26 protein-coding genes are annotated in these 26489 nt (G+C 70.1%); 8 read left to right on the forward strand and 18 right to left on the reverse strand.

The genetic code is table 11. The annotated features are described in order from the left end of the window. Positions 1 to 22 precede the first annotated feature (22 nt). The 5 genes from VGO20_RS03205 to uxaC all read right to left on the reverse strand — a co-directional run bounded on the left by VGO20_RS03205 (position 23) and on the right by uxaC (position 5164). Complete coding sequence (locus VGO20_RS03205; RefSeq protein WP_327500843.1) at positions 23 to 799, reverse strand: FadR/GntR family transcriptional regulator; 777 nt, start codon at positions 797 to 799, stop codon at positions 23 to 25. 9 nt (positions 800 to 808) lie between these two features. After that, positions 809 to 2089 carry a TRAP transporter large permease gene (locus VGO20_RS03210; RefSeq protein ID WP_327500844.1) on the reverse strand — a complete coding sequence of 427 codons (1281 nt, stop codon included), beginning with the start codon at positions 2087 to 2089 and terminating at the stop codon, positions 809 to 811. 3 nt (positions 2090 to 2092) lie between these two features. Then, positions 2093 to 2671, reverse strand: coding sequence for a TRAP transporter small permease (locus tag VGO20_RS03215; protein WP_327500845.1), 579 nt, complete (start codon positions 2669 to 2671; stop codon positions 2093 to 2095). 67 nt (positions 2672 to 2738) lie between these two features. Continuing rightward, the gene (locus tag VGO20_RS03220; RefSeq protein ID WP_327500846.1) at positions 2739 to 3716 is read right to left on the reverse strand and encodes a TRAP transporter substrate-binding protein; all 978 of its coding nucleotides are present in this window, start codon (positions 3714 to 3716) and stop codon (positions 2739 to 2741) included. A gap of 38 nt (positions 3717 to 3754) precedes the next feature. Continuing rightward, on the reverse strand, positions 3755 to 5164 hold the full coding sequence (gene uxaC / locus VGO20_RS03225; RefSeq protein ID WP_327500847.1) for a glucuronate isomerase: 1410 nt from the start codon (positions 5162 to 5164) through the stop codon (positions 3755 to 3757). Between the two features lie 113 nt (positions 5165 to 5277). Here uxaC and VGO20_RS03230 point away from each other — a divergent pair, with 113 nt between their 5' ends. After that, entirely contained in the window at positions 5278 to 6294 is a 1017-nt protein-coding gene (locus tag VGO20_RS03230; protein ID WP_327500848.1) for a Gfo/Idh/MocA family protein, read from the forward strand. A 16-nt stretch (positions 6295 to 6310) separates the two neighbouring features. Here the strand turns inward: VGO20_RS03230 and VGO20_RS03235 are convergent, their stop codons facing one another. The 6 genes from VGO20_RS03235 to VGO20_RS03260 all read right to left on the reverse strand — a co-directional run bounded on the left by VGO20_RS03235 (position 6311) and on the right by VGO20_RS03260 (position 12152). Further along, on the reverse strand, positions 6311 to 7588 hold the full coding sequence (locus VGO20_RS03235; protein ID WP_327500849.1) for a TRAP transporter large permease: 1278 nt from the start codon (positions 7586 to 7588) through the stop codon (positions 6311 to 6313). Further along, on the reverse strand, positions 7585 to 8139 hold the full coding sequence (locus VGO20_RS03240; RefSeq protein WP_327500850.1) for a TRAP transporter small permease: 555 nt from the start codon (positions 8137 to 8139) through the stop codon (positions 7585 to 7587). Before VGO20_RS03240 ends, VGO20_RS03235 begins: the two co-directional genes overlap by 4 nt. Positions 8140 to 8150: 11 nt before the next feature. After that, positions 8151 to 9119 (reverse strand): sialic acid TRAP transporter substrate-binding protein SiaP, encoded by a 969-nt coding sequence (locus VGO20_RS03245; RefSeq protein WP_327500851.1) that lies wholly within the window; start codon positions 9117 to 9119, stop codon positions 8151 to 8153. 27 nt (positions 9120 to 9146) lie between these two features. After that, positions 9147 to 10001: a DeoR/GlpR family DNA-binding transcription regulator gene (locus VGO20_RS03250; RefSeq protein WP_327500852.1), complete on the reverse strand. Its 855-nt coding sequence runs from the start codon at positions 9999 to 10001 to the stop codon at positions 9147 to 9149. A 53-nt stretch (positions 10002 to 10054) separates the two neighbouring features. Further along, on the reverse strand, positions 10055 to 11596 hold the full coding sequence (locus tag VGO20_RS03255) for a UxaA family hydrolase (protein WP_327500853.1): 1542 nt from the start codon (positions 11594 to 11596) through the stop codon (positions 10055 to 10057). A gap of 91 nt (positions 11597 to 11687) precedes the next feature. Next, positions 11688 to 12152 carry an Lrp/AsnC family transcriptional regulator gene (locus VGO20_RS03260; protein WP_327500854.1) on the reverse strand — a complete coding sequence of 155 codons (465 nt, stop codon included), beginning with the start codon at positions 12150 to 12152 and terminating at the stop codon, positions 11688 to 11690. A 150-nt stretch (positions 12153 to 12302) separates the two neighbouring features. Here VGO20_RS03260 and VGO20_RS03265 point away from each other — a divergent pair, with 150 nt between their 5' ends. Both VGO20_RS03265 and VGO20_RS03270 read left to right on the forward strand, forming a co-directional pair. Further along, positions 12303 to 13007, forward strand: a complete 705-nt coding sequence (locus VGO20_RS03265) for an AzlC family ABC transporter permease (protein ID WP_327500855.1) — start codon at positions 12303 to 12305, stop codon at positions 13005 to 13007. Beyond that, complete coding sequence (locus VGO20_RS03270; protein ID WP_327500856.1) at positions 13004 to 13303, forward strand: AzlD family protein; 300 nt, start codon at positions 13004 to 13006, stop codon at positions 13301 to 13303. The genes VGO20_RS03265 and VGO20_RS03270 overlap by 4 nt, the downstream gene beginning before the upstream one ends. Positions 13304 to 13348: 45 nt before the next feature. Here the strand turns inward: VGO20_RS03270 and VGO20_RS03275 are convergent, their stop codons facing one another. Beyond that, a complete protein-coding gene (locus VGO20_RS03275) occupies positions 13349 to 13726 on the reverse strand; it encodes a c-type cytochrome (protein WP_327500857.1) in 378 nt (125 codons plus the stop codon). Between the two features lie 149 nt (positions 13727 to 13875). Here VGO20_RS03275 and VGO20_RS03280 point away from each other — a divergent pair, with 149 nt between their 5' ends. From VGO20_RS03280 to VGO20_RS03300, 5 genes are read left to right on the forward strand one after another with little or no spacing between them, the layout of a single operon-like run. After that, positions 13876 to 14646 carry a c-type cytochrome gene (locus VGO20_RS03280; protein ID WP_327500858.1) on the forward strand — a complete coding sequence of 257 codons (771 nt, stop codon included), beginning with the start codon at positions 13876 to 13878 and terminating at the stop codon, positions 14644 to 14646. Beyond that, a complete protein-coding gene (locus VGO20_RS03285; RefSeq protein WP_327500859.1) occupies positions 14643 to 15047 on the forward strand; it encodes a hypothetical protein in 405 nt (134 codons plus the stop codon). Before VGO20_RS03280 ends, VGO20_RS03285 begins: the two co-directional genes overlap by 4 nt. Beyond that, positions 15044 to 15805 carry a gluconate 2-dehydrogenase subunit 3 family protein gene (locus VGO20_RS03290; RefSeq protein WP_327500860.1) on the forward strand — a complete coding sequence of 254 codons (762 nt, stop codon included), beginning with the start codon at positions 15044 to 15046 and terminating at the stop codon, positions 15803 to 15805. Before VGO20_RS03285 ends, VGO20_RS03290 begins: the two co-directional genes overlap by 4 nt. Positions 15806 to 15825: 20 nt before the next feature. Further along, positions 15826 to 17598, forward strand: a complete 1773-nt coding sequence (locus VGO20_RS03295) for a GMC family oxidoreductase (protein ID WP_327500861.1) — start codon at positions 15826 to 15828, stop codon at positions 17596 to 17598. A 10-nt stretch (positions 17599 to 17608) separates the two neighbouring features. Continuing rightward, positions 17609 to 18604 carry a c-type cytochrome gene (locus VGO20_RS03300; protein WP_327500862.1) on the forward strand — a complete coding sequence of 332 codons (996 nt, stop codon included), beginning with the start codon at positions 17609 to 17611 and terminating at the stop codon, positions 18602 to 18604. A gap of 234 nt (positions 18605 to 18838) precedes the next feature. On the opposite strand, the gene VGO20_RS03305 is transcribed toward VGO20_RS03300, so the two are convergent. The 6 genes from VGO20_RS03305 to VGO20_RS03330 all read right to left on the reverse strand — a co-directional run bounded on the left by VGO20_RS03305 (position 18839) and on the right by VGO20_RS03330 (position 26421). After that, complete coding sequence (locus VGO20_RS03305; RefSeq protein ID WP_327500863.1) at positions 18839 to 20089, reverse strand: HlyD family type I secretion periplasmic adaptor subunit; 1251 nt, start codon at positions 20087 to 20089, stop codon at positions 18839 to 18841. A gap of 77 nt (positions 20090 to 20166) precedes the next feature. Then, positions 20167 to 21972 (reverse strand): type I secretion system permease/ATPase, encoded by a 1806-nt coding sequence (locus tag VGO20_RS03310; RefSeq protein WP_414639773.1) that lies wholly within the window; start codon positions 21970 to 21972, stop codon positions 20167 to 20169. 53 nt (positions 21973 to 22025) lie between these two features. Next, positions 22026 to 23045, reverse strand: coding sequence for a hypothetical protein (locus VGO20_RS03315; protein ID WP_327500864.1), 1020 nt, complete (start codon positions 23043 to 23045; stop codon positions 22026 to 22028). Positions 23046 to 24051: 1006 nt separating this feature from the next. After that, complete coding sequence (locus tag VGO20_RS03320; protein ID WP_327500865.1) at positions 24052 to 24876, reverse strand: alpha/beta fold hydrolase; 825 nt, start codon at positions 24874 to 24876, stop codon at positions 24052 to 24054. A gap of 8 nt (positions 24877 to 24884) precedes the next feature. After that, a complete protein-coding gene (locus tag VGO20_RS03325; protein WP_327500866.1) occupies positions 24885 to 25433 on the reverse strand; it encodes a vitamin K epoxide reductase family protein in 549 nt (182 codons plus the stop codon). Positions 25434 to 25557: 124 nt separating this feature from the next. After that, the gene (locus tag VGO20_RS03330) at positions 25558 to 26421 is read right to left on the reverse strand and encodes a LysR substrate-binding domain-containing protein (protein ID WP_327500867.1); all 864 of its coding nucleotides are present in this window, start codon (positions 26419 to 26421) and stop codon (positions 25558 to 25560) included. Between the last annotated feature and the right edge of the window lie 68 nt (positions 26422 to 26489).

Below are 26489 nucleotides of genomic sequence, written 5' to 3' on the forward strand. Positions count from 1 at the left end.
GGTCTCCGGATGGCATTGGGGATCAGGTCGCGGGCGGGCCGGTCCTGGCCGAGGCGTAGCCGGCCTGCTGCCCGCTCAGCCGCGCCCGGTAGCGCTGCTGGCTGGCCGACAGGTGGGCGCGCATCGCGGCGCGGGCGGCGTCCGGGTCGCTGGCGGAAATGGCCTTCAGGATCGCGAGATGCTCGCGCTGCAGTCCTTCCTGGTACTCGCGGCTGAGCGCGCTGTCGGTGCCCCAGGGCGAGGTGACGTCGCAGGGGATCGCCCGCGTGCCGAGGGCGTCGAGCACCTCGACGTAGAACGGGTTGTTGGTGGCGGCGGCGATCGCCCGGTGGAAGGCGAAGTCGGCCTTGCCGGTCGTCTCGCCGAGCGCCAGCAGGCGGTCGAAGTCGAAGAACGCCTCCTGGATCTGCGCCTCCTGGGCGCCGTTGCGACGCAGCGCGGCCAGGCCCGCGCTCTCGATCTCGATGCCCATACGCACTTCGAGGATGTTGAGCGCATGGGAGATCCTGTTGCCGGTCTCCAGCCCGATCGATCCGAAGGCATGCGCGGGGTGCTGCTTCACGAACACGCCGGCACCCTGCCGGGCCTCCACGAGGCCGTCGGCGGCGAGGGTCGCGATCGCTTCGCGGACCACCGTCCGGCTGACGCCGAACATCTCGGTCAGCCGGCTCTCGGTCGGCAGCTTGTCGCCGGGCGGTATCTCGCCCGACAGCACCTGGGAGCGGATCGCCGAGACCACGCGTTCCGAGAGCTTGGGCCTGCGTTCGGTCTTCGACGCCGTCGAGGGCTCCATCGTCATTCCGATCCCCTACCTGAACACGCCCGGCAGCCAGAGCGAGATCGCCGGGACATAGGTGACCAGCCCTAGCACGAGAAGGCCGGCGAAGTAGAAGGGCCAGATGCTGCGCATGGCCTCCCAGACGGAAATCCGCGCGACCGCGCAGGTGACGAACTGGACGATGCCGACCGGCGGCGTGTTGAGCCCGATGCCCAGGTTCAGGACCATGATGACGCCGAAATGCACGGGATCGATGCCGTAGGCCTGCGCCACCGGCAGGAAGATCGGCGTCGTGATGATGATCATCGGCCCCATGTCCATGAAGGTGCCGAGAAGGAGCATCAGGACGTTGAGCAGCAGGATGATGACGAGCGGGTCGTCGGAGATCGCGTTCATCCATGCGACCAGCGAGGCCGGGACCTTCAGGTAGGCCATCAGCCAACTGAAGGCCGCCGCCGTGCCGATGATGAGCAGCACCGTCGCCGTGGTGCGGACCGCGCCCAGGGTGGCATGGACGAAGTCGCGCCACGTCATCTCGCGGTAGACGAGGACCGTCACCAGCAGCGCGTAGAGGACCGCGATGCAAGAGCTTTCGGTGGCGGTGAACACGCCCGAGCGCACGCCCCCGAAGATGATCGCGATGAGCAGGAGGCCGGGCACGGCGACGGCGGCGAGATGCGCCACGGCGACGAGGCCCGGGAACGCCTCGGTCGGGTAGCCGCGCCGGCGCGCGACGAAATAGGCGGTCGTCATGAGCGCCAGCGCCAGCAGCAGGCCGGGCAGGATGCCGGCGGTGAACAGGTCGGCGATCGAGATCTTCCCACCGGCCGAGATGGAATAGATGATCATGTTGTGCGAGGGCGGCAGCAGGAGCGCGATCAGCGCCGCCATCGAGGTGACGTTCACGGCGTAGTCCACCCCGTAGCCGCGCGCCTTCATCTGCGGGATCATCAACCCGCCGACCGCCGCCGCTTCCGCCACCGCCGAGCCGGAGATGCCGCCGAAGAGGGTGGATGCCGCGATGTTCACCTGGCCGAGGCCGCCGCGGATATGGCCGACGAGCGACCCGGCGAACGCGACGATGCGGCGCGCGATCCCCCCGCGCACCATCAGGTCGCCGGCATAGATGAAGAAGGGGATCGCCAGGAGCGAGAAGACGCTCATGCCCGAGTTCAGGCGCTGGAACACGACCAGCGGCGGCAGGCCCATATAGGCGACGGCGGCGAAGCTGGCGGCACCCAGGCAGAAGGCGATCGGCACCCCGATCAGCAGGAGCACGGCGAAGACGCCGAACAGTATCCAGAGTTCCATGGCTCAGCCCCTCGCCTGCGCGGCGCCGGCCGCCTCTTCGCGCTCCCCGGCGGCCGGCGCCTCGTCGAGCTCCTGGTCCACCGGCGCGCCGCCGAGACGCAGCGCGATGCGCTCCAGCGCGAAGAGCGCGATCAGGACGCCGCCGACGACGACGGGGAGATAGTCGAAGGCGCCCGAAATGCCGAGCGAAGGCAGGGTCGAGCCCCAGGTCAGCGCGGCGAGCTGGCCTCCGTACCAGACCATGCCGGCGCCGAAGGCGAGGACGACGAGATCCGAGATCGTGCGCAGGACCCCCTTGGCGCCCCGCGGCAGCAGATAGACGAGCACGTCGAAGCCGAGATGGTTGTTCTCGCGCACGCCCGCGGCGGCGCCGAGCAGGATGAACCAGCTCATCAGCATCACCGCGCCGGGCTCGGTCCAGCTCGGCGAACGGTTGAGCACGTAGCGCCCGTAGACCTGCCAGGCGACGACCGCGGTCATCAGGACCAGGCCGGCGCCGGCCGCCCACAGCGCGACCGTGCTGACCGCCGACAGCACGCGCGCGACGCGCGCCATGACGCCCTTCCCAGGACCGTCCTGCATTTCGCCCCTCCCCGACGAAAGTGGAGGGCGGCGCAAGCCCGTGGGCCGCGCCGCCCGCGTTGCCGGCCTAGCGTACCGCCTGGATCCGCTGCACGAGATCCTGCAGCTTCGGATCGGTGACGTGCTTCTCGTAGACGGGCGCCATCGCGTCGATGAAGGGCTGCTTGTCCGGGGTGGTGATCTTCGAGCCCGCCGCCTCGACCATCGAGCGCGACTCCCGCTCGCGCGCTTCCCACATCTCGCGCTGCCTGGCGACGCTGTCCTTCGCCGCCTGGCGGACGAGCTGCTGGTCCTCGGGCGAGAGCCGGTCCCAGCTGGACTTCGCCATCACCAGCACTTCCGGAACGATCAGGTGCTCGTCGAGCGAGTAGAACTTGGCGACTTCCGAATGCTTGGCGGACTCGTAGCTCGGGAAGTTGTTCTCCGCGCCGTCGATGATGCCGGTCTCGATCGCCGAATAGACCTCGCCATAGGGCATGGGAGTCGCGTTGGCGCCGAGCGCGTTGACCATATCGACGAAGATGTCGGACTGCATGACCCGGAACTTCATGCCCTGCAGGTCTTCGAGCGAACCGATCTCCTTGTTCGAGTTGTAGAAGGAGCGCGCGCCGCTGTCGTAATAGGCCAGCCCGACCAGGCCGTGCGGCTCGAACGCCGCCAGGATCTCCTCGCCGATCTCGCCGTCCATCACCGCGCGCATGTGGTCGGTCGAGCGGAAGATGTACGGCAGCGACACGACCCGGGTCTCCGGGACCAGCCCGTTGAACGGCCCCATGGACACGCGGTTGAGGTCGATCACGCCCGCGCGGGTCTGCTCGATCGTGTCCTTCTCCTCGCCGAGCTGGGCGGAATGATAGACGTCGATCTTGATGCGCCCGTCGGTACGCTCCTCCAGGAGCTGGCCCATGTGTTTCACCGCCTCGACGGTGGGATAGCCGTCGGGGTGGGTGTCGGACGAGCGCAGCACGATCTCCGCGCCGGCCGACGAGGCCATCAGGGTGGCAGCCACCGCCGTGGCGGCTGCGAAGCTCAAAGTGCGCAACATCGTTTCCTCCCGTTCTCCCGTTGGGGCATCGCTGCCCGTTAGAGCCGATACGCCTTCTTGGCGAGCGTATGGGCGAGCTGTTGCGCAAGCTCGTGCGCCTCTTCCTCCCGCAAGCGATGCTCGCAGACGAGGCGGGCGAGGAATGCGCAGTCGACGCGGCGCGCGACGTCGTGTCGGGCCGGGATCGACGGAAACGCCCTCGTGTCGTCGTTGAAGCCGACCGTGTTGTAGAAGCCGGCGGTCTCGGTGGTCGCCTCGCGGAAGCGGCGCATGCCCTCGGGGCTGTCGTGGAACCACCACGCTGGCCCGAGCCTGAGGGCGGGGTAGACGCCCGCAAGCGGCGCCAGCTCACGCGAATAGCTCGTCTCGTCGAGCGTGAAGAGGATGACCGTCAGGCTCGGCTCGAGGCCGACCAGGTCGAGCAGAGGCCGGAGCGCCGCGACGTAGTCGGTGCGCGTGGGAATGTCGAAGCCCTTGTCGCGGCCGAACTGCGCCGCCACGGCCGGCGAATGGTTGCGCCAGGAACCCGGATGGATCTGCATCACCAGACCGTCGTCCAGGCTCATCTTCGCCATCTCGGTCAGCATCTGGGCCCGGAACAAGCGCTTGTCGGCGGCGTCCGCCTTGCGGCTGCGCACGCGGTCGAACAGCGACGCCGCCTCCGCCAGGGACAGGTTCGCGGTTTCGGCCGTCGGGTGGCCGTGGTCGGTGGACGTGGCGCCGAACTCCTTGAAATAGGCGCGGCGGACGCGGTGGGCTTCCAGATAGCCGCTCCACGTGCCCGTGTCGGTACCGGCGATCTCGCCCAGCGCGTCGAGATTGGCGTCGAAGCCGTCGAACTCCGGGTCGACGACGGCATCGGGCCGGTAGGCGGTGACTACGCGCCCCCGCCAGCCGCTGTCCCGGATCATCGCGTGCCAGCGCAGGTCGTCGAGCGCCCCCTCGGTGGTGGCGATCACCTCGATGTTGAAGCGCTCGAACAGCGCCCGCGGCCGGTAGGCCTCCTGTCGGAGAAGCTCGGCGATGCGGTCGTAGTGCCGGTCCGCCGTGGCGGCGCTCGGCAGGTCGTCGATACCGAACAGGGTCGAGAGCACGTAGTCGAACCAGAGCCGCGTCGGCGTGCCGCGGAACAGGTGGTAGTTCTCCGCGAAGCGCCGCCAGATCGCGCGGCCGTCGGTCTCGACGGGAGACCCGTCGGGCGTCGGGACGCCGAGATCCTCCAGCCGCACCCCCTGGCTGAACAGCATGCGGAAGACGTAGTGGTCGGGCACGATCAGGAGCCGCGCCGGGTCCGGAAACGGCTCGTTCAGCGCGTACCACCGCGGGTCGGTGTGGCCATGGGGGCTGACGATCGGCAGGTCCCGGATGCCGGCGTGGAGTTCGCGGGCGATCGCCCGGGTCCGTGCCTCGGCGGGGAACAGCAGGTCGGGATCGATCGGAGAGGCCATGTTTTCCGCCGTGTCGCCACGCGTCCTGGCTTCATCGTCACGCCGTCCGATGGTAATGTCAACATACAAGATATGAATATTTGTATGATGACTTGTCGAATAGGGAGGAGAGCATGATCCGCGTCGCCGTCATCGGCCTCGGAATGGCCGTCGCCCCCCATGCCAGGAGCCTGATCGAGCTTCGCGGCCGGGTGGAGGTCGCCGCCGCCTACAGTCCCACCGCGGACAGGAGGCGGGCCTTCGCCGAGGCCTACGGGCTGCCGGTGACCGGCGACGTCGAGGCGATCTTCGCGGACCGGACCATAGACGCGGTGATGGTGCTGACCCCACCGTCCACGCATCTCGACCTCGTCCGGCGCGCCGCCGCCGCGGGCAAGCACGTCCTGCTGGAGAAGCCGCTGGAGATTTCGCTCGACCGCGCCCAGGCGCTGGTCGCCGCCGCGCGCGATGCGGGGATCACGCTCGGCGTGGTCCTGCAGCACCGGTTCCGGCCGGTCGCGGTCGCGCTCGCCGACCTGGTCCGGCAGGGCAGGCTCGGCGCGATCGTCGGCGCCTCGGCGAGGCTCTACAACTGGCGGCCGCAGAGCTATTACGACCAGCCGGGCCGGGGCACCAGGGCGCGCGACGGCGGGGGCGTGCTGCTGACCCAGGGCATCCACACGCTGGACCTGCTGGTCTCGCTGGCCGGCCTGCCGGTCGCGGTGACGGCGCAAGCGACGACGACCCCGGTGCACCGGATGGAAACCGAGGACCTGGCGGTCGCGGTGCTCCGCTTCGGGAACGGCGCCCTCGGCACGGTCGGCGCGACGACCTGCGCCTATCCCGGCTATCCGGACGCCATCGACCTGATCGGGACCGCGGGCACGGCCCGGCTGGACGGGACCAGCCTGTCCGCCCGCTTCCACGACGGCGGAGAGGTGACGATGGACGACGGGGCGGCCGGCGGCGGAGCGGGCGCCGATCCCATGGCGTTCCCGCACCACCACCACCGCGCCGTCCTGGCCGACTTCCTGGAGGCGGTCGCGTCCGGCGGCGCCCCGCGGGCCGGCGGACGCGAAGCCCTCGACGTCCACCGGCTCATCGAGGCGATCCTGCGCTCGGCCGCCACCGGCGCCTGCGAGCCGGTGTGACCACCGGCGGCAGACGTCAGCGATAGACGAGGGTCGGAAGCCACATCGAGAAGCCGGGCCAGAACGTGACCAGCAGCAGCACCCCCACCAGCGGGATCAGGAAGGGAGCGCAGGCCTTGGCACATTCCTCGAAGGGCAGGTTGGCGACCCGGGACAGGACGTAGAGCACCATCCCGACCGGCGGCGTCAGCAGGCCGATCATCAGGTTCAGCACCATGACGATGCCGAACTGCACGGGGTCGACGCCGATCTTCATCACGATCGGCAGCAGGACCGGCACCAGGATCGTGATCGCGGCGATCGTCTCCAGGAAGCAACCGACCACCAGCAGCAGCAGGTTCGCCAGGAGCAGGATCAGGATCGGGTTGTCGGTCAGCCCGAGGACCCAGGTCGAGAGCCGCTCGGTCGCCTGGGCCGACGTCAGGACCCAGCCGAATATCGAGGCGCCGGCGACGATGATCAGGATCACCGCCGTCGTCTCGATCGTGTCCATGCTGACGCGGAGCAGGTCCCTCAGGCTCAACGTGCGGTACACGACCATGCCCAGGAACATCGCGTAGACCACCGCCGCGATCGCCGCCTCGGTCGGGGTGAACATGCCGCTGACCATGCCGCCGATCAGGATCACGGGCGTCATCAGCGCCAGGAACGCCTCCTTCACCGACACGGCCAGCCGGCGCACAGAGAAGGCGGCGTCGCGCTTGTAGCCGCGCCGGCGCGCGGTCCAGGCGACCCATGCCATCAGCGCCACCGCCATGCCGATGCCGGGAATGAAGCCGGCGGCGAAAAGCTGCCCAACCGAGGCGTTGGCCATGACGCCGTAGACCACCAGCGGCAGCGAGGGCGGGATAATCGGGCCGATGGTCGACGAGGCGGCGGTGATGCCGACCGCGAACCGGTCGTCGTAGCCATGGTCCCGCATCGCCTTGATCTCGATCGTGCCGAGCCCCCCGGCATCGGCGACCGCCGCCCCCGACATCCCCGCGAACAGGACGGAACCGGCGACGTTGACGTGGCCGAGGCCGCCGCGCATCCAGCCGAACAGGGCCATCGCGAAGCCGAAGATGCGCTCGGTGATCTGCGCGGAGTTCATCAGGTTGCCGGCGAGGATGAAGAACGGGATCGCCAGCAGCGGGAAGCTGTCGATGCCGTTGACCATGCGGTGCAGGACGACGACGTCCGGCATTCCGACGGCGAGGACGTAGAAGAGCGACGAGCCGGCCAGCGCGACGGCGATCGGCACGCCGACCGCCATCATCAGGAACAGCGAACCGAACAGGACGAGCATGGTCATGGTGTGGCGGGTCCTGTCTCGGGGTTGCGCAGGCGTCGCCAGGCCGATTGGGCCGCGCGCAGGGTCATCGCGACGAGCCCGGCCAGGACGACGGCGTAAAGCACGCTCATGGACATGTCGATCACCGCCATCCGCTGGGTCCGCATCATCCCGACCATGGTCCAGGCGAGCCAGGCGGCGTAGCCGTAGAACGCCAGCGAGAGCAGGTCGCAGACCGACAGCACCACGGCGGAAAGGCGCCTGGGCATGTAGAGGTGGAAATACTCCACCGCGATCTGGGCGCGGCGCCGCACGGCCATGCCGCCTCCCAGGAAGGTGACGGCGATCAGCAGGTAGCGGGCCCCCTCCTCGGTCCAGGCGAGGCTGTCGTTCAGGACGTAGCGGGTGAAGAACTGCAGGAACACGACGACGGCCAGCGCCCAGAACACCAGGAACGCGGCGCCGTCCTCCAGGCCGTAGCCGGAGAGGCCCGTCCGCCCCTCCGACGGCGGGGCGGGAACGCCCGGCGCCGGAGCGCCGGACGTTCCCGGGTCGTGGTGGGTGCCGACCACCGCGGCGAGACCTACTGCAGAGCCTGCAGGCGGTCGTACTGGTCCTTGGACCAGGGCACGTCCGGGCCCAGATGGACCTTCATCACCATCTCCCGGAAGGGCGCGCGGTCGACCTTGTTGACGGTCGCCCCCATCTTCTCGAAGCCGGTGACGAGTTCCTCCTCGGCCGCGACGATGTCGGCGTTGGACTTGGCCGCCGCTTCCTGCAGGACCTCGGTGAAGATCTTGCGGTCCTCCTCCGAAAGCTGGTTCCAGGTCGGCGCGCCGATCACGGTCAGCAAGCTCTCGGTGACGTGGCCGGTCAGGTTGATCACCGGCGTCGGCTCGTGGAACTTCTTCGCCAGGATGGTCGGCAGCGGGTTCTCCTGGGCATCCACGGTGCCCTGCTGGAGCGCCAGGTAGACCTCGGCGAACGCGATCGGCGTCGGGTTGGCGCCGACGGCATTGGGGAACATCACGTACATCGGCGCGTCGGGCACGCGGATCTTCATGCCCTTCATCTGCTCGGGCGTGTCGATCGGCGTCTTGGAGGTGACGTGCCGCTCGCCGTAGTAGAGGAGCGCCACGATCTCGTTGCCCGTCGCCTCCTCGTAGCCGCTCGCCAGCTCCTGGAACAGGTCGGACCCGGCATAGGCCTCCCAATGAGCGCGGTCGCGGAACATGTAGGGCGCGGTGCCCAGCGCCAGCGGCGGGTAGGAGCGCGCCGCGAAGTTGGTCCCGGTGTAGATGATGTCGACCGTCCCCAGGGTGAGGCCCTGGTTGATGTCGGTCTCCTTGCCCAGCGAGGAGGCGGGGAAGACCTTCACCTCGTAGCGGCCGTCGGTCCGCTTCGCGATCTCGTCCGCGGCCCACAGCGCCCATTTGTGGTAGGGCTCCGAGGTCTCGTAGACATGGGCGAACTGCAGCGTTTCCGCCGCACGCGCGAATTGCGGCACCGCGAGTGCGGCAATCGCCAGGGCGCCGAGCAGAAGCTTCTTCATGGGCACGTCTCCTCCTGTCTTATGGTTTTATGAGTTCGTGGGCACCTTCCGTTGCCCGGCCCGTTGCCGGGCGTACCCTGCCCCGCTGCGCGCGGGGCCGTCGGCACCGCCGACGACCGCGACCGTCACCGCGAGCCCGCGTTCGCGCAGGGACTCGACGACGTCCGGAGGCGTCCGGTCGTCGGTGACGACGGCATGGATGGAATCGAGCGACCCGATCGTGCAGAAGGCCGGATCGCCGAACTTGGTGTGGTCGACCAGCAGGACGACCCGCCGCGCCGCCGTCATCACCTCGCGCTTGAAGCGTGCCGCGTCGAGCGATGTCTCGGTCATCACCGCCCCGCTGACGGCGTGGGCGCCCAGGAAGGCGACCTCGGCATGGAGGTTCCGCAGCAAGGCCTCGCCCGGCTCGCCCAGCAGGGTGTTGGAGCCCGGCCGCAAGGTCCCGCCCGTCACGATCACCCGGCCCATGGCTGCCCGGCCGAGGACGCCGGCGATCACGAGGTCGTTGGTGACGGCGGTGACGGGGATGCGGCGCGCCGCCAGGGCGCAGGCGGCTGCCAGGGTCGTCGAGCCGCTGTCGAGGATCAGGCTCTGGCCCGGCGCCACCAGCTCCGCGGCGGCGCGCCCGATCGCCTCCTTCTCCCGTTCGGCCGTCCGCTTGGCGATCGCCGCCTCGGGTTCGAAGGTGGCCTCGGCGGCCGTCGGCAGGATGGCGCCGCCCCGCGCGCGGACCAGATAGCCGTGCTCGGTCAGGTGCTCGATGTCGCGGCGGATGGTCGCCGCCGAGGCCGCGAGGGCCACCGCCATCTCGGCCACCGACACGGCGCCGTGGCGCCGCGCGCTCTCGACGATCAGGGCCCGGCGACGGGCCGGGATCATCTCCGGCCCCTGCCCGACCCCTTCCGTCCGTTGCCCCACCGCCCGCCGGCCCGTCACATCACCGCACCGATCTGCCACGGGACGAACTCGTTGTCGCCGAAGCCCTGGGCCTCGCTGCGGGTCGGCTGTCCCGACGCCGTGGCGAGGATCAGCTCGAAGATGCGCTCGCCCATCTCGGCGACGCTCGTCCCGCCATCGACGATGCCGCCGCAGTCGATGTCCATGTCCTCTTCGAGGCGGCGGTACATCGGCGTGTTGGTGGCGAGCTTGAGGCAGGGCGCCGGCTTGAAGCCGGAGACCGAGCCGCGCCCGGTCGTGAAGCAGACCACGTTGGCGCCGCCCGCCACCTGCCCGGTCACCGAGCACGGGTCGTAGCCCGGGGTGTCCATGAACACGAAGCCCTTGGCGGTGACCGGCTCGGCGTAGCGGTAGACCTCGACGAGGTTGGTCGTGCCGCCCTTGGCCGCCGCGCCCAGCGACTTCTCCAGGATCGTCGTCAGCCCGCCCTTCTTGTTGCCGGGCGACGGGTTGTTGTTCATCTCCCCGCCGTTGCGCGCGGTGTAGTCCTCCCACCAGCGGATGCGCGCGATCAGCTTCTCCCCCACCTCGCGGCTCACGGCGCGGCGCGTCAGCAGGTGCTCGGCGCCGTAGATCTCCGGCGTCTCGGACAGCACCGCCGTGCCGCCGTGGCGGACCACCAGGTCCGCGGCCGCGCCCAGGGCGGGGTTGGCGGTCACGCCGGAATAGCCGTCGGAGCCGCCGCATTGCAGCGCCACGACCAGCTCGCTCGCGCTGACCGTCTCGCGCACCGACTTCGCCGCCTCGGGCAGCATGTCGCGCATCATCGCGACGCCGGCCTCGACCGTGCGCCGGGTGCCGCCGCCGTCCTGGATGTTCATGACCTGGAAGCCGGGGCCGCGCTCGATCCCGTAGGCTTCGAGCAGGAAGTCGATCTGGTTGACCTCGCAGCCGAGCCCGACCATCAGGATGCCGGCGAAATTGGGGTTGCGGGCATAGCCCCACAGCACGCGCTGGAGGTTGGCGTAGCCGTCGCCGTTGTCGGCCATGCCGCAGCCGGTGCCGTGGGTCAGGGCGACGACGCCGTCGATGCCGGGAAAATCGCCCAGCAGGTCGCGCCCGCACCGCTCGGCGATCATGCGCGCGACCGTGGCCGAGCAGTTGACGCTGGTCAGCACGCCCAGGTAGTTGCGCGTGCCGACCCTGCCGCCGGGCCGCCGATAGCCCTGGAACGTGGCCCGCGCCGCGTCGGGAACGTAGTCGGTCGGCCGGGCGTCGGCGCCGAAGGCATAGTCGCGCGCGAATCCGTGCAGGCCGACATTGTGGACATGGACATGCGCGCCGGGCTCGATCGCCTCGGTCGCGAAGCCGATCACCTGGTTGTAGCGGCGCACCGGCTCGCCCTCGGCGATCGGCGCGGTCGCCATCTTGTGCCCGGCCGGGACGAGGTCGCGGGCGACGACGCGGCCGCCAGGTCCCTCGGCCTCGACGACCGTGCCGGGCGCCAGCTCCGAACGGGCCAGCACCACGTTGTCGGCCGCGTTCAGACGGATCGTCCGAGACAGCGTCGTCGTCATGCGCGTCCTCCCCGGCGAGCCTTCACCGTGCTCGCTCTTGATGGAATGTGATCGGACTTGCTCCATCTTGGCAAGTCCGAACTCCGGACCGCTACAGCGGCAGTTCCGACGTCTGCTTGACCGTCTGGCTGGGAACGTCGGTCTTCACGTTCTGCACGCCCTTGATCCGGCTGAGGTGCTCGGACTGGAAGCGCCGATAGTCGTCGATGTCTGCTGCCACCACGCGCACCAGCGCATCGCAGTCGCCGAGCATTATGTAGCATTCCAGCACCTGGGGCAGTTTCCTCACCTCGGCGATGAAGTGCCCGATGGTGTCCTCGTCCTGGGCGCTCAGCCAGATGCGCGTGAAGAACGTCTGGCCCTTGCCGATCTTGGCGGGGTTCAGGACGGCCACGTAGCGGTCGATCACCCCCGCCTCCTCCAGGAGCCGCACGCGGCGCAGGCAGGGGGACGCGGACAGCCCGACCTCGCGGGCGAGCTCGTTGTTCGGCATGCGCCCGTCGCGCTGGAGCGCTCTCAGAATGCGCTTGTCGATCTCGTCCAGGACGATTGGCATCCGGTACTCCCATACGGCCATGATTTGGCATCGGATGCCGACTTTCCGCTTTTCGCGGGCATCTTCGCAACCCGATTGCGGACGACCCGCCCTATCGTGACGTGCATGGAAACGACAGGCACACGCCCCGAGAGCGGGCCCGAGCGGCGCATGTCCCGCCTCCGGTCCGAGGTGACGCGCGGCATCGCCGAATCGGTGCCCGTCCTGCTGGCCGTGATCGCGTACGGCCTCGTCCTCGGCGCGCAGGCGACGCAGAAGGGACTGCGCTTCCTCGAAGTGCCCCTCATGACGGGATCGAACTACGCGGGAGGGTCCGAGTTCGCGGCCGTGGGCCTGTGGGCCTCGCCGCCGCCGCTCCTGCTCATCGTCGGCGTCACCTTCCTGATCAACAGCCGCCACCTGCTCATGGGAGCGGTGCTCACGCCCTTCATCCAGCACCTGCCGCGGTGGAAGGCTCTCGTCGTGCTGTTCTTCATGTCGGACGAGAGCTGGGCGCTCAGCTACGCCGATACGCTCAAACGGGCGCAAGCCGGGGCTCGGCTACCCTTCAGCCTCGGCTTCTACATAGGCTGCGCCGGCACGATCTACCTGGGCTGGCTCGGCTCGACGACCCTTGGCGCCGCGGTCGGCCCGCTGCTCGGCGACGTCGAGGCCTACGGCTTCGACATGGCCTTCCCGGCGGTGTTCCTCGTCATCGTGGCCGGGATGTGGAAGGGGCCCGCGGCCGCCCGGCCATGGCTGGTCAGCCTCGTCGTCGCGGCACTCACCCATCTCCTGGTTCCCGGCGCCTGGTTCGTGGTCGCCGGAACGGCGGCGGGACTCGCGGCGGCGTTCTGGTCGGCGAAGCCCCGATGATCCCCCCGATCAACCTCGCGACCATCCTGCTGATGGCGGCCGCCACCTACGCGACGCGGATCGGAGGCTACATCCTCCTGCGCAACCGCAGGCTCGGCCCGCGCGCCGAGGCGGTGATGAACGCAGCACCCGGCTGCGTGCTCCTCGCGGTGATCGCGCCCTATTTCGTGTCGCCGCGCCCGGCGGATCTGCTGGCGCTCGGCATCACCGTCGTGGCGGCCGCCCGTCTGCCGATGCTGGCGGTGGTCGCGATCGCGGTCGGATCGGCCGGCCTGCTCCGGCACCTCCTCGGATAGGCCGCCGCGACCGGCCGAAGGTCCGGTCGGGGTTCAGTCGGGGGTTCAGTCGAGGGTGTAGAGATAGGCGGCCATGTCGCGCGCCTCCGCCTCCCCGACGCCCATGTCGGGCATGGCCGTGACCGGCAGCATGGCGGGCGGGTCCCGCAGCCAGGCGACGAGGTTGGCGGGCGTGTTCGGGAACGAGCCCGCGATCATCACCCGCCCGGCGAAGCCCGTCAGCGGCGGGCCGACCACGCCGCGAGGTCCGGCCACGCCAGGGATCCTGTGGCAGGCCGTACAGCCGTACTGCGCCATCAGGACCGGCCCGCGCCCGGCATCCGCCCCTTGGACCCGGTGCCCGGGGGCCGCCGCCTCGCCCCCGTCGCACCCCGCGAGCAGGAGCATTGCCGCCGGGACGGCGAAGTTACGGACGGCGGGCATGCGGTTCACTTCCTCGTGGACGGAGACGGGCGTTCAGGCAACACCCGTCCGGGCGGCGGCGTTCCTGAGATCCGTAACGGAACGATACAGCTTTCCTCGGGTTCATCAGACACCATCCCGAACGGCAGAGGCGGAAGCGGGCCGACTCCATGCGGACCTTGCCAACCATATGCTCCGCCGCTGCGGCCCTGACGGTAGTGGCGGGCGGCATCACGGCCACGGCGCAGGATGTGGCTCCCGACCTTCCGGACACCGGCGCGATCCAGCGCGGACGAGCCGTGGTCGTGGGCGCGCAGAGCCGGCAGGTCGGGGGCGAATGCTTCAAGTGCCACGGCATGGACGGGGCCGGCGACGCCGCCGGCGGATACCCGCGGCTGGCCGACCAGGTCTACGAATACCTGTACGACAGCCTGCGCGACTACGCCTCCGGCGTGCGGCGGAGCGACATCATGACCCCGATCGCCGAAGCGCTGACGGAAGACGAGATGCGCGACGTGTCGTTCTACTACGCCGCGATCGAGGACGCGCCCTACGGGGCGCCGCCCGAGGCCGACGGCCATCTCCTGCAGCAGGGCGCGGTGATCGCCGCCGTCGGCGCCGATGAGCAGGGCGTGCAGGCCTGCGTCAACTGCCACGGCCCCGAAGGGGTCGGCCTGCCCCCGACATATCCGTTCCTGGCCGGCCAGGACGCCGGATACCTGGCGGACCAGCTCGAGGCGTGGCGCACCGGGCGCCGGCATGGCGACGGGTTCGCGATCATGGAGCACATCGCGAAGGCCATGACGCAGACGCAGATCCGCGCCGTCAGCCTTTATTACGCGTCGCTCCGGCCGGACCGGGTCACGCCCGAACGCGGTGCGACCGGTGCCGGGATGGTGGCGGTGGGCCGGGATGCGGCCGGCCGGGAGGCAGGACGATGAGGATGGCCTTCGCGCCGCCCGCGCTCTTCTGCCTGCTGGCCCTCGCCACGCCCGACGTTTCGCTGGCCCAGGGCAACCAGGGCGGCGGCACCGATCAGGCCGGACGCAGCTCCGGCCCGAACCAGCAGCAAGGACAGGGCCAGCAGCCGGGCCGGTCCGAAGCGCAGTCGGCCCCGGTCGGCGCCGGCACGACCGACGGCACCACCACCGGCGTCAGCGGCCCGTCCGACCCGGCGACCGAGATCGCCGGCGCGAACGAGCTTCCGCCCCTGCCCCGGCCGGCGCTCTGCGACGCCTACGCGGATACGGACGCCTATCCCTGGTGCATGGCCGTGGTGCTACGCGGCGATGCGGTGCCCGTGCCCGCCCCCGACCCCGGAAACCGGGAGGAAAGCCGATGACCGGCCGCTTCAGCCGCCGCGACCTTCTGAAGACCACGGCGGCCGCCGGCATCGCCGGGCTGCCCGCCTCCGCCCGCGCCCAGGAGCTTCCGGCCGCCGCTCCGCCCGGCGCCGCGCCGGCGCCGCAAGGGGCCGCCGGGGCCGACGAGACGCTGCTGTTCTTCTTCACGACCGAGGAGGCGCGCTTCGTGGAGGCGGCGGTGGACCGCCTGATCCCCCCGGACGAACAATGGCCCGGCGCGGCATGGGCGGGCGTCGTCACCTTCATCGACCAGCAGCTCGCCGGCGCCTATGGCAGCGGCGCCCGCATGTACCTGGAGGGGCCCTGGAAACCCGACGCGCCGCCGCAGCAGGGCTACCAGCTCCGCTACAACCCGGCGGAGCTGTACCGGACCGGCATCCGGGAAGCGCGGGAGTGGATCGCCGGCCGCTTCGGCGCGGAGTTCTGGGAACTGGCCCCGGAGGTCCAGGACCAGGCGCTCTCGGCGCTCGAAAGCGGGGCGGCGGAGCTGCCCTCCCTGCCCTCCCCGGTCTTCTTCGAAACGCTGCTGGCCAACACGGTGGAGGGCTGGTTCGCCGACCCGGCCTATGGCGGCAACCGGGACATGGTGGCCTGGCGCATGGTCGGGTTCCCCGGCGCCTTCGCCCAGTACGTCGATCTGGTGGAGCTCTACGACCGGCCCTACACCCGGCCGCCGATCTCGCTCGCCAACCAGGAGGCGCGGCGCATGCACCTGAAGGGGCACGAGCACGGCTGAGCGCCGGGGAGAGGAACGAGATGGCAGTGCGGATGAAGCCGGTGGACGTGGTCCTCGTCGGCGGCGGGATGACCGCCTCGATCCTGGGCAAGGAGCTTGCCGAGGCCGGGTACAGCGTGACCGCGCTGGAACGGGGCCAGATGCGCAAGACCGTTCCCGACTTCCAGTCGCCCAGCATGCACGACGAGCTGAAGTATTCGGTCCGCCACGCCCTGATGCAGAACCCGAAGGTCCAGACCCTCAGCTTCCGCAACTTCGTGGACCAGCAGGCCCTGCCGATGCGCCAGCTCGGCTCCTTCCTTCCCGGCGAGGGGGTCGGCGGCGCCCTCGTGCACTGGAACGGCCAGACGTGGCGCTTCCAGCCGGAGTGGTTCGTCCTGAAGAGCTGGGTGGAGGAGCGCTACGGCAGCGGCTTCCTGTCCGACGAGGTGACCATCCAGGACTGGGGCATAACCTACGAGGAACTGGAGCCCTACTACACCTACATCGAGAAGATCCTCGGCACCGGCGGCCTGCCGTTCGTCGACGAGACGGGGGAGCTGGTGACGGGCGGGAACCCGTTCGAAGGCCCGCGCAGCGAGCCCTATCCCAACCCGCCCATGAAGCAGTCCCACTCCGGATACCTGTTCGAGCAGGGCGCGCGGGCCCTGGGCTACCAGCCGTTCCCGGTCCCGTCCTCCAACGTGACCCGGCACTACACCAACCCCTATGGCGCCAAGCTGAAGCCCTGCATGTATTGCGGGTTCTGCGAGACCTATGGCTGCGAGCATTTCGCCAAGGCCAGCGCCCAGACCTGCATCCTGCCCTTCGCGCTCGCCAACCCGAACTTCGAGCTGCGCACGGGCTGCTACGTGCTGCGGGTCGAGTGGGACCGCGACGCCAAGCTGGCGACCGGCGTCGTCTATGTCGACGCCAGCGGCCGGGAGGTGGTGCAGCCGGCGGGGATGGTGGTCCTGTGCAGCTTCGCCCACCACAACCCGATCCTGATGCTGCAGTCCGGCATCGGCCGGCCCTACGATCCCAGGACCCGCACCGGCACGGTGGGCCGGAACTACACCTACCAGACCATGAGCGGGCTCGGCGTCTTCTACGACGGCGACAAGCACATCAACCCCTTCATGGGGGCCGGCGCCCTGGGGACCGCGGTCAACGAGTTCAACAACGGCAGCTTCGACCATTCGGAGCTGGGCTTCATAGGCGGCGCCTACATCGCCGCCTACCAGACCACCGGCCGCCCCATCCACCACCACCCCGTCCCCGACGGCACGCCCCGATGGGGCGCCGCGTGGAAGGAGGCGGTGGCCCGCCACTACAACAGCACGGTGTCGCTCACCGTCCACGGCTCCTCCACGCCGCACCCGAACAACTATCTGGGCCTGGACCCGACATACCGGGACGCCTTCGGCCAGCCGCTGGGCATGGTCACCTTCGACTTCCCCTGGAACGACCGCCTGATGAGCCGGTACGTGACCGAGCGGGCGTGGGAGATCGCCGAGGCCATGGGCGGCAAATACGTCTCGGTCGGCTGGCTGGACGACCACTATTCCATCGTGCCCTATCAGACGACGCACAACACCGGCGGCGCGATCATGGGCACGGACCCCGCGACGTCGGTGGTGAACCGCTATCTCCAGTCCTGGGACCTGCACAATCTCTGGGTCATGGGCGCCTGCGTCTTCCCGCAGAACGCCGGCTACAACCCGACGGCGACGGTGGGGGCGCTGACCTACTGGGCGGCGGACGCCATGATCAACCAGTACCTCAAGGACCCCCGTCCGCTGGTCCAGGCGTGAGGGGGCGGGCATGAAGGCCGCAGGTCTCCTCGCCACCGGGCTCGCAGCGGTCCTGGCCACGAGCGCCGTCATGGCCCAGGACTGGGGGCGGACGCCCGCGCCCGACGAGGCCTCCCTCGTCCGCGGGCGCATGATTGCCATCGGCGGCACCTATGGAGAGGCGAGCTGGGCGTGCGTCCAGTGCCACGGGCTGACCGGGGCGGGCGACGGCAGCGGCGCGTTCCCGCGGCTGACGGACCAGTCCGCCTGGTACCTGTTCAAGACGCTCCAGGACTACGCGGCCGGCCTGCGCCCCAACGAGGCCATGCAGGCCGTCGCCCGCCTGCTGACGCGCGAGCAGATGCGCGACGTCGCCGCCTGGTACGCCTCCCTGGAGGACGTGCCCTATCCCGCCGAAGTGCCGGCGCCCAAGCAGGACATGGTCCAGCTGGGTGCCCGCATCGCCACCGCCGGCATCCGCGAGCAGGGTGTGCCCGCCTGCCAGGGCTGCCACGGCCCCATGGGCGTCGGACAGCCGCCCCTGTATCCCTACCTGGCCGGGCAATACGCCCCCTACACCGCCCATCAGCTTCACCTCTGGAAGCAGGGCCGGCGCGACGGCGATCCGATGAACGTGATGGAACTGATCGCCAAGGCCATGACGGACGAGCAGATCGAAGCCGTCGCCGTCTATTTCGCATCCCTTCGCCCGGAGGAGGTGACGCCGGTCGACCTCGGCTTCGGGGACGAAGGCGCGACCGACCGGGAGGCCGCTCCCGGCACCGGCCGTCAGGCGCCGGCCATGGGGGTACTGCAGAATCCGGAGGCCACGACGGATGAGGTCGTCGTCCCCGGCGCCGATCCGGCGATGGGAGATGCGCCGGAACCGGACTTCCCCCTCGGCGTGCTCCGCCCTCCGCTCGAAGAGGGGGAACTGCCGCCGGGGGCCACCGGAGACGCCGACCTCAACACCATGACGACGACCGGCCGGCCGCAGAACGCGGGCGGGGGTCCCGATGATGAGTAGACGGGCCGATGAGGGGTAGCTCATCGCTGGACCGCAAAGAGTGTCGAGAAGCCTTTCCCGCATCCGCTAGGCGGGCACCGGGGCACGCCGCCTCGACCGCCGCCCCGTCCGGGCTGCCCGCATCCGCCACGATCACCTCGTCTCCGCCAGCGCCTGATGCACGTGACGCAGGGGCGTCGCCGTGTCGCGGCAGCCCGTGAAGTCCGACTGCCGCTTGCGCCGGCGGAACCTGACCTAATCCTCCAGCAGGCCGCGGCGCATCGACTCCAGGACAGGGGCGAGCAGGTAGTCGAGCAGGGTGCGCTCGCCCGTCACGATGATCGCCTCGGCCGGCATTCCCGGGTAGAGGTTCGCATCGGGAAGGGTTCCCAGCGATGCCGGGTCGAGCGCGATCCGGGCCTGGTAGAACGGTGCCCCCGTCGTCGCGTCCTCCAGCCGGTCGGCGGAGACCAGGACGACCGAGCCGTCGACCGTCGGCGTCACCCGCTGCTTGAACGCGGTCAGACGCACCTGGGCGGGGAGCCCCGCCCGCACCACGTCGATGTCCTCGGGTGCCACGCGAACGTCGACGACCAGCCGGTCGCGCCGCGGGCTCAGGTCGAGGATCGGCTCCCCCGGGGCGATGATGCCGCCGACCGTATGCAGCTGCAGCCCCACGACAACCCCGTCCTGCGGAGCGCGGACCACAGTGCGCCTCAGCGTGTCCCTGGCGGCGATCAGGCGCTCCTCGACGTCGCCGAGCGCCGCCTGCACGGACTCCAGTTCCTCCGTGACGACGCCCAGTCTTTCGGCCCGCAACTCGGCAATCTCCAGTTCGATCCCGGCGACGCTCTGGCGCAGTTCGGCGATCCTGCCGAGATGTGCGGCGCGGCGGGCCTCGATCCCGGCAGCGGTGCGCTGCAAGGCCAACAGGCGCGGCTTGCGTTCCAGCCCCTTCTCCATCAGTTGGCGGACCCCCGCCAGTTCCTCCTCGATCAGGGCGAGCTGCCGGCTTTCCGCCTTCTCCTGGTCCTCGATGGAAACGAGTTGCACACCGTGCTGGGCTATGCGCTGCCGCAGGATCGCTTCCCTGTCCTGCAGCAGGGCGCGGCGCGCCTCGAACATGGCGGTCTGTGCCCGCATCGCCTGCCGGGCCCGTGCCTCTCCGGCGCGCTCGGTAAGCGCCGCTGGAAAGTCGATCCGCTCGGCGCCGTCGCGTTCGGCGATCAGGCGGGCTGCGCGGGCCAGCGCCTCGTCGCGCCGCCCCTCCAGTCGGGCTACCTCCGTCCGTACCCGGGTATCGTCGAGCCGGACGAGCACGTCTCCGGCCGCGACAATGCTGCCGTCCTGCACCCGGATTTGGGCGACCATCCCGCCCTCCAGATGCTGGACGGTCTTGCGATGGCTGCTCGCCACGACCTCGCCCGCGGCCAGGGCGGCGCTCCGAAGCGGCGCGAGGGCCGCCCATGCGCCGAACCCACCGACCGCCAGCACCAGGGTAGCCATGCCGAGTAGGATCGGTCCGCGGGCGGTGGCGGTCGGGCTTCGAACGGAAACGGGCCGACCCGTCTGCTGGATCCGGATCACGGGGCGTCCTCCGCGGCGGGGCCGGGCGCCCGCTTCGGCTGGAACGACGCAACGTTCATGGCGGTCCCGATCACTCCGGCTCCGGCCGTCCGCTGCCCGGCTGCGGCGGACCGCTGAGGCGCGACCTGCGCCATGATCTCCGCGCGCGGTCCGTACATCTCCATCCGGCCGTCGCGCAGTATCAGCAGTTTGTCGACATGGACAAGGACGCTCGGCCGGTGCGCGATGATGATGGCTGTGATGCCGAGCGCCCGCGCCTGTTCCAGGGCATCTATGAGTGCGCGCTCGCCTTCGGCATCGAGGTTGGCGTTTGGCTCGTCGAGGACGAGCAGCCTCGGATTGCCGTAGAAGGCGCGCGCCAGCCCGAGGCGCTGCCGCTGACCGCCCGACAGCTGGTGCCGGTCGCGACCGATCACCGTGTCGTATCCGAGCGGCAGGCGCAGCACCATCTCGTGGGCGCCTGCCAGCTTGGCCGCGGCGATGACGGCGGCGTCTTCCGCGCCCGGGTCCATGCGGGCGATGACCTGCCGCACGGGGCCGTCCAGCAGGTCGACGTCCTGCGGAAGATAGCCGACGTGACGGCCCAGGTCGGCGCGATCCCAGGTGAACAGGTCCACGCCGTCCAGGCGCGCCTGGCCCGAGGTGGCCGGCCAGAGGCCGACGAGCAGGCGCGCGAGCGACGACTTGCCGGCCGCCGACGGCCCGATCACGCCAAGGCTCTCGCCCGGCGCCAGGCTGAACTGGACGTGTCGGAGCACCGGCACGAGCCCGCCGGGCGCGGTAACCGTCGCGCGCTCGACATCGACCCGTCCTTCCGGGTCCGGCATCCGGGTCGAACTCCGTACCGGCATCGGTGCCGCCAGCCGTTCATTCAGGCGGCGGTTGGCCGCGCGGGCGGCCACGAACGCCTTCCAGGTGCCGACCATCTGCTCGACCGGTGCCAGTGCGCGCGAAAGGATGATCGAGGCGGCGATCATGGCGCCCGGCGTGAGCGCCCGCTGGAGCACCAGATAGGCGCCGACCCCGAGAATCGCGACCTGGAGCGTCGGGCGCAGGAAACGGGTGATCGATGCGCAAAGGCCGGCCCGGTCGCTGGCCGCGGCATGGTCGCGCAGCACGTCCCGGTTCTGCCGCTGCCAGTCTGCGACCAGTTGCGGGAGCATTCCCATGGCCCCGACCGCCTCGGCGCGGCGGACATGCCCGTCGGCTCGGGCGAGCATGGCCGCGTAGCCGGCATTCGCCGCACCCAGCGCCCGGCGGGTGGCCAGTTCGCTGAACAGCGCCATGGCACCGAGCGCGACGGCGCCGAGTGCTGCCACCGCGCCGAGCAGCGGGTGGATCAGGACGATCACGCCGACATAGATCGGCACCCACGGCACGTCGAACAGGTGCACGACGCCGGGTCCGCTCAGGAATCCCCGTAGCGTCGATAGGTCGCGCAGCCCATCCGCGGCCGAGCCGGGATGCAGCGGGGCCACCTCGACCGCGCGCGCGAACAGGACCGGGCTGAGCGTGTTTTGGAACCAGTTGCTGACGCGCACCAGGATGCGCGAGCGGACCGCCTCCAGGATCCCGAACACGGCCAGGGCGCCAACCACTATCAGGGTCAGCATCGCCAGCGTCTCGGTGCTCCGGCTCGTCAGCACCCGGTCGAAGATCTGGAGAGTGTAGAGGGGCACGGCCAACATCAGGAGGTTGGCGCAGAAGCTGAACAGGCCGACCCACATCAGGAGCGGCCGGCATGCAGCCCACGGACTTCGCGCTTCGATCGTCGCCTCCCTCGGCCGCGCCCCATGCGCGATGAAGAATGGGCCCGCCTCTGCGAAGCGGGCCCGGTAAGGGCGGTACCGGCGGCTCAGGCCGCCATGTCGTCGCCGCCCAGTTGCTGCTGCGCCTCGTCGAGCGTCAGACCGGCGAGGGTCAGGGCATCCTCCTCACCGAAGGACAACGTCACGCCCCGGTCGGTTTCGGTCGCGTTCTCCAAGGCTCCCTGGAGATCCTGGCCGTTTGCGAGGATGAGGCGGTCGCCCTCCTCGGCGTCGAAGTCGGCGACGAGATCCTGACCACCCGTGTAGATGAACTCGTCCGCACCGTCGCCGCCGAACAGGATGTCGGTCAGAGCGCTGCCGAGGAGCCGATCGTCCCCTGCCCCGCCGTCGAGCACGGCACCGAAGGCCGTGGGCGCCTCCTGGATCTCGCCGGAGGCGACCGGCAGCACCGGGACGTACTCACGCGGGCCGCCATCGACCTCGCCGTCCGTGCCGTCACCGGCCCCCTCCGGCACGAAGGCGCCGTGCAGGACGATCTCGCGCAGGTCGAGCGGGGTGAGATCGTCCGCGGTGACGCCGTCGGCGAGCGCGGCCGGGTCGCTCAGGTCGTATGTCTCCTCGAAGAAGATCGTGCCGCCCGGGGCGGTCGGGAAGTTTGCGACCTCGCCGCCCGGAGGCGATGTTAGCGGCACGAGGATGGGACCGTAAGTATCGAGACCCTCCGCGAGTTCGATGAAGCCGTCGCCATCATCGTCGGCGAGCAGGGTGGGAGAGACCGAATCGATCGGCTCGCCCGTCCCCGGTCCTTCGGCCGTATCGGCGAACCGGCCGTGGATGTGCTGCGGGTGCGGCTGGCCCGGCTCGAGGCCGTCCGCCACGATGCGCGTGGTCAACGTGTTCTCGTCTTCCATCGTGAGCACGGCCGTGCCGTTGACGCCCGAGCCGTTCAGCGCCTGAAGGTCGGCGAGGAAGACGTTGCCGGTATCTTCGTTGGTGCCGGCGATCAGGACGTCGTTGCCGTCGCCTCCCGACACGCTGAGGTCGCCGGTCATCCCGACCAGGAAATCGTCGCCATCAGTACCGGCGACACCCGGGCCGATCTGCACCGAACTTGTCCGTGCGGTTTCCGCTTGGGCGTCTGTCGTCCGTTCATCTGCCATGTCAACTCTCCGTATACGTATTTGCCGAGGTACGGCGCCACCTAATGGCTTGGAGCGGGCGACGTCGCGGCAGCCTGAACCGCACCGCGTCAAAATAGTTCCTGATCACGTTGTCAGTGATCGATATGAGCAGCCACGGCATTGGAAAAGCGGTATCACAGCCGCTCTTCAGTTTATGTTTTTATCTTTATAAAGGTCCCGATCTACATTATATGATACAATAAGCAACTCTCGTGATCTTTGAACAGGCACTCCACAACCGGAAAAGCCCGGGCGGCTTGCAGCAGGGCCTGCACATTGAAGCTGAGCCGGTCGGAGCGAGCCGGCTTTTCTGACGTGCGGCTACGGCCGAGGAACTCGCCCGACCCTGAGGGTTCGTTTTCCCTCGTCCGCGGCCGGATGACCGTCATCGGCGGCACCTATGGAGAGGCGAACTGGGCGTGCGTCCAGTGCCGCGGACTGACCGGAGCGGGCGACGGCAGCGGCGCGTTCCCGCGGCTGACGGGCCAGTCCGCCTGGTACCTGTTCAAGACGCTCCAGGACTACGCGGCGGGCCTGCGCCCCAACGAGGCCATGCAGGCCGTCGCCGGCCTGCTGACGTGCGAGCAGATGCGCGACGTCGCCACCTGGTACGCTTCCCTGGAGGACGTGCCCTATCCCGCCGAAGTGCCGGAGCCCAAGCAGGACATGGTTCAACTGGGCGCCCCCATCGCCACCGCCGGCATCCGCGAGCAGGGCGTGCCCGCCTGCCAGGGCTGCCACGGGCCCATGGGCGTCGGACAGCCGCCCCTGTACCCCTACTTGGCCGGCCATGGGCGTGGCCCAGGACCCGTAGGCCACGGCGGATACGCAGGTCGTGGCCGGGCGCAGATCCGGCGATGCGCAGCCTGCCGGACACGGGCCGGGGCCCCGGGGAACGATAGGCCGCACGAAGCGCGGCGGGTCCATGCCCTCAGGCGCGGCCCGCCGCGTCCGCCAGCACCTGCCGGATGCCCTCGGCGACCATGTCGGGATGGTCCTCGGGCGTGAAGTGCTTGCCCGACGGGATGGGATGGAGGGGTGCGGACAGGTCCCGCGCGAAGCGCTCGCCGTAGCGTATCTTCTGGAACCGGTCGGCGGCCCCCCAAACGATCCGGGCCGGGACCCGCAACCGCTTCAGGTCGCCCGCGACGGCCAGCGTGTCCTCGACATCGAAGGACCGGATCTGCCGTACGAATCCGGCGGGGCCTTCGCCCCCGGCATAGGGGAGCCAATGCACCCGCATCGCCTCCTTGGCGCGCGAGGCGTCGTCGTGGCCGCGGGCGAACAGCGTGGCCAGGACCGGCTTCAGCGCGGCGGGCGGCAGGCGGCGCAGGACGCCGCCGGCCAGGCGCAGCGCCTTGACGGCGGGAACGGGCCAGGAGTCGTAGCCGACGGCATTGGTCAGGAAAAGTCCCGCGCAGAGGTCCGGCCGGCGGACAGCCAGGATCTGCACCACTCCGCCGCCGATATCGTGACCGGCCAGCACGGCCTTCCCGATCCCCAGCGCGTCGAGGAAGGCGGCCAGGTAGTCCGCCTGGCGCGCCACCGAGATGACCCGGCCGCGGCCTTCCGCAATGGAGGCGCCGTACCCGACCATTTCCCAGGCCAGGCAGCGCGCGCCGGATATCCGCGGCACGACGTGGCGCCAGAGCGCCGGCGAGGTCGGTATCCCGTGCACCAGCACCACGGGGGCGCCCTCGCCCTCCTCGATCCAGCGCATCGCGATCCCGTCGACGGCGAGGGTCCGGGACTGCATGCCTCCCCCTATCGCCGCATCAGGCTCTCGAGCGCGCGCAGCGCCTCCGGTGCCACGAGGCCGAGCGTGGCGAAATGCATCAGGGCGTCCGTGACGCAGTAGGGGCACCAAGCCTCGTCCACATAGGGCATCTGATGGAACAGGTACTTGGCCGCGACGGCCGCCTGCGGGGCCGAGACGGCGGCCGCCAGCAGCGGCAGCCAGGGCCGCGTGCGCGCCCGGCCCGGCGGCCCGGCCGCGGCCAGGGCCAGGTTGACGGCATGGGCCACCAGCGTGATCGGGCCGTCCGGCATGCCGTACCCGAACGCCTCCTCGGACGCATTGACCTTGTCGGAGTGGAAATGCGGCCAGCGCGTGGGCGGGTCGGGAAGGTGCCGGATGACGCCGGTCTGGTACAGGGCGACGATCCCCATGCTGGCGATGCCGGCCAGCGACACCGCCACGGTCGCGCGGCGGAGCCGCATGTCGCGGCCCCGGTCGTGCTGCATGCGCCGTTGCAGCCGCCGCGGCGGCATGTCGCCGCTGAGCGTCTCGCGAAGCAGGGTCTGCGCAGTCATCTCGCGTCCTTTTCTGGCTCCGGTTCTGGCTCTGGCCCGTAAGCCCGCCGCGCGGGGAGCGCTCCGGCAGGGCAAGGCTCGTGGTATTCAACAGGCGTTCCCGGGCCGGTTCCCGCTGCCAGGACTATTCGCCGGCGGCCAGCGCCCTGCGGCAAAGCTCGGCCAGGTCCTCGCAGGCCGTCGTATGGCCGTCGGCGGCCGCGTAGAACGCGAACGCCACCGACGGGAGATCCGGAAGGCCCAGGCGCCCGGCCACGTCCGCGAGGCCGGCCCCGAGCATGTGCTTCGTGCGGACGGTCACGCCCAGGCCGGCAAGGGCGGCGGAGCGCAGGCCCGAGAGGCTGGGGCTGGTGAACGACAGCTTGTAGGTCCTTCCCGCGGCCCCGAGGGCGTCGAGGGCGGCCGAGCGGAAGGTGCAGGGCGCCTCGAAAAGGGCGAGCCGCAGGGGGTCCGTCGGCCCGTCGGAACCGGCGTCCCGGCCGATCCACAGCATCGGAAGCTCGACGAGCACGTCGCGCGCTAGCGGATCGTCCCGGCGTATGGCGACCGCCAGGTCCAGCTCGCCCCCGTGCACGGCCTCGATGAGCTTCGCGGACCGGTCGACCCGGAGGACTAGGTCCACGCCGGGGTGCTCGAGCGAGAAGCGCCGCAGCACGTCGGGAAGCGCGGCCTCGGCGAAATCCTGCGTCGTCCCGAAACGCAGCGGTGCCGAGGGGGCGGATGCCGGCCGGAAAGCCTGCACCGCCTCGTCGTTGGCCTGGACCAGCCGCCGCGCCAAGCCCAGGAGCCGCTCGCCCGGCAGCGTGAGCGCCACCTCCCGATTGTTCCTGCGCAGGACCTTCGCCCCGATCTCCGCCTCCAGCCGCTGGATCTGGAGGCTTATGGCGGATGGGGACCTTCCGACGAGGCCGGCGGTCTCCGCGAAGCTGTGCCCGCCGGCGATCAGCAGGAACGCGCGAAGCGTGCCGATGTCGAGGTTGCGGATCATTGGATTAACATAATTGAACTATTCGATCAGGTAAATTCGTTTTCCTGAACCATGACCCCGTCCTACCC

Origin of the sequence: Arenibaculum sp. (assembly GCF_035998295.1) — a bacterium.
Classification (GTDB): domain Bacteria; phylum Pseudomonadota; class Alphaproteobacteria; order Azospirillales; family Azospirillaceae; genus DASYHS01.

Coding starts and splice junctions, on each gene's coding strand:
- VGO20_RS03295 (WP_327500861.1), top strand. CDS start 15,826: ATGGCAGTGCGGATGAAGCCGGTGGACGTGGTCCTCGTCGGCGGCGGG.
- VGO20_RS03260 (WP_327500854.1), bottom strand. CDS start 12,152: ATGCCAATCGTCCTGGACGAGATCGACAAGCGCATTCTGAGAGCGCTC.
- VGO20_RS03215 (WP_327500845.1), bottom strand. CDS start 2,671: ATGCAGGACGGTCCTGGGAAGGGCGTCATGGCGCGCGTCGCGCGCGTG.
- VGO20_RS03325 (WP_327500866.1), bottom strand. CDS start 25,433: ATGACTGCGCAGACCCTGCTTCGCGAGACGCTCAGCGGCGACATGCCG.
- VGO20_RS03235 (WP_327500849.1), bottom strand. CDS start 7,588: ATGACCATGCTCGTCCTGTTCGGTTCGCTGTTCCTGATGATGGCGGTC.
- VGO20_RS03220 (WP_327500846.1), bottom strand. CDS start 3,716: ATGTTGCGCACTTTGAGCTTCGCAGCCGCCACGGCGGTGGCTGCCACC.
- VGO20_RS03210 (WP_327500844.1), bottom strand. CDS start 2,089: ATGGAACTCTGGATACTGTTCGGCGTCTTCGCCGTGCTCCTGCTGATC.
- VGO20_RS03255 (WP_327500853.1), bottom strand. CDS start 11,596: ATGACGACGACGCTGTCTCGGACGATCCGTCTGAACGCGGCCGACAAC.
- VGO20_RS03245 (WP_327500851.1), bottom strand. CDS start 9,119: ATGAAGAAGCTTCTGCTCGGCGCCCTGGCGATTGCCGCACTCGCGGTG.
- uxaC (WP_327500847.1), bottom strand. CDS start 5,164: ATGGCCTCTCCGATCGATCCCGACCTGCTGTTCCCCGCCGAGGCACGG.
- VGO20_RS03285 (WP_327500859.1), top strand. CDS start 14,643: ATGAGGATGGCCTTCGCGCCGCCCGCGCTCTTCTGCCTGCTGGCCCTC.
- VGO20_RS03305 (WP_327500863.1), bottom strand. CDS start 20,089: ATGGCTACCCTGGTGCTGGCGGTCGGTGGGTTCGGCGCATGGGCGGCC.
- VGO20_RS03250 (WP_327500852.1), bottom strand. CDS start 10,001: ATGATCCCGGCCCGTCGCCGGGCCCTGATCGTCGAGAGCGCGCGGCGC.
- VGO20_RS03290 (WP_327500860.1), top strand. CDS start 15,044: ATGACCGGCCGCTTCAGCCGCCGCGACCTTCTGAAGACCACGGCGGCC.
- VGO20_RS03280 (WP_327500858.1), top strand. CDS start 13,876: ATGCGGACCTTGCCAACCATATGCTCCGCCGCTGCGGCCCTGACGGTA.
- VGO20_RS03265 (WP_327500855.1), top strand. CDS start 12,303: ATGTCCCGCCTCCGGTCCGAGGTGACGCGCGGCATCGCCGAATCGGTG.
- VGO20_RS03320 (WP_327500865.1), bottom strand. CDS start 24,876: ATGCAGTCCCGGACCCTCGCCGTCGACGGGATCGCGATGCGCTGGATC.
- VGO20_RS03230 (WP_327500848.1), top strand. CDS start 5,278: ATGATCCGCGTCGCCGTCATCGGCCTCGGAATGGCCGTCGCCCCCCAT.
- VGO20_RS03300 (WP_327500862.1), top strand. CDS start 17,609: ATGAAGGCCGCAGGTCTCCTCGCCACCGGGCTCGCAGCGGTCCTGGCC.
- VGO20_RS03205 (WP_327500843.1), bottom strand. CDS start 799: ATGACGATGGAGCCCTCGACGGCGTCGAAGACCGAACGCAGGCCCAAG.
- VGO20_RS03275 (WP_327500857.1), bottom strand. CDS start 13,726: ATGCCCGCCGTCCGTAACTTCGCCGTCCCGGCGGCAATGCTCCTGCTC.
- VGO20_RS03270 (WP_327500856.1), top strand. CDS start 13,004: ATGATCCCCCCGATCAACCTCGCGACCATCCTGCTGATGGCGGCCGCC.
- VGO20_RS03330 (WP_327500867.1), bottom strand. CDS start 26,421: ATGATCCGCAACCTCGACATCGGCACGCTTCGCGCGTTCCTGCTGATC.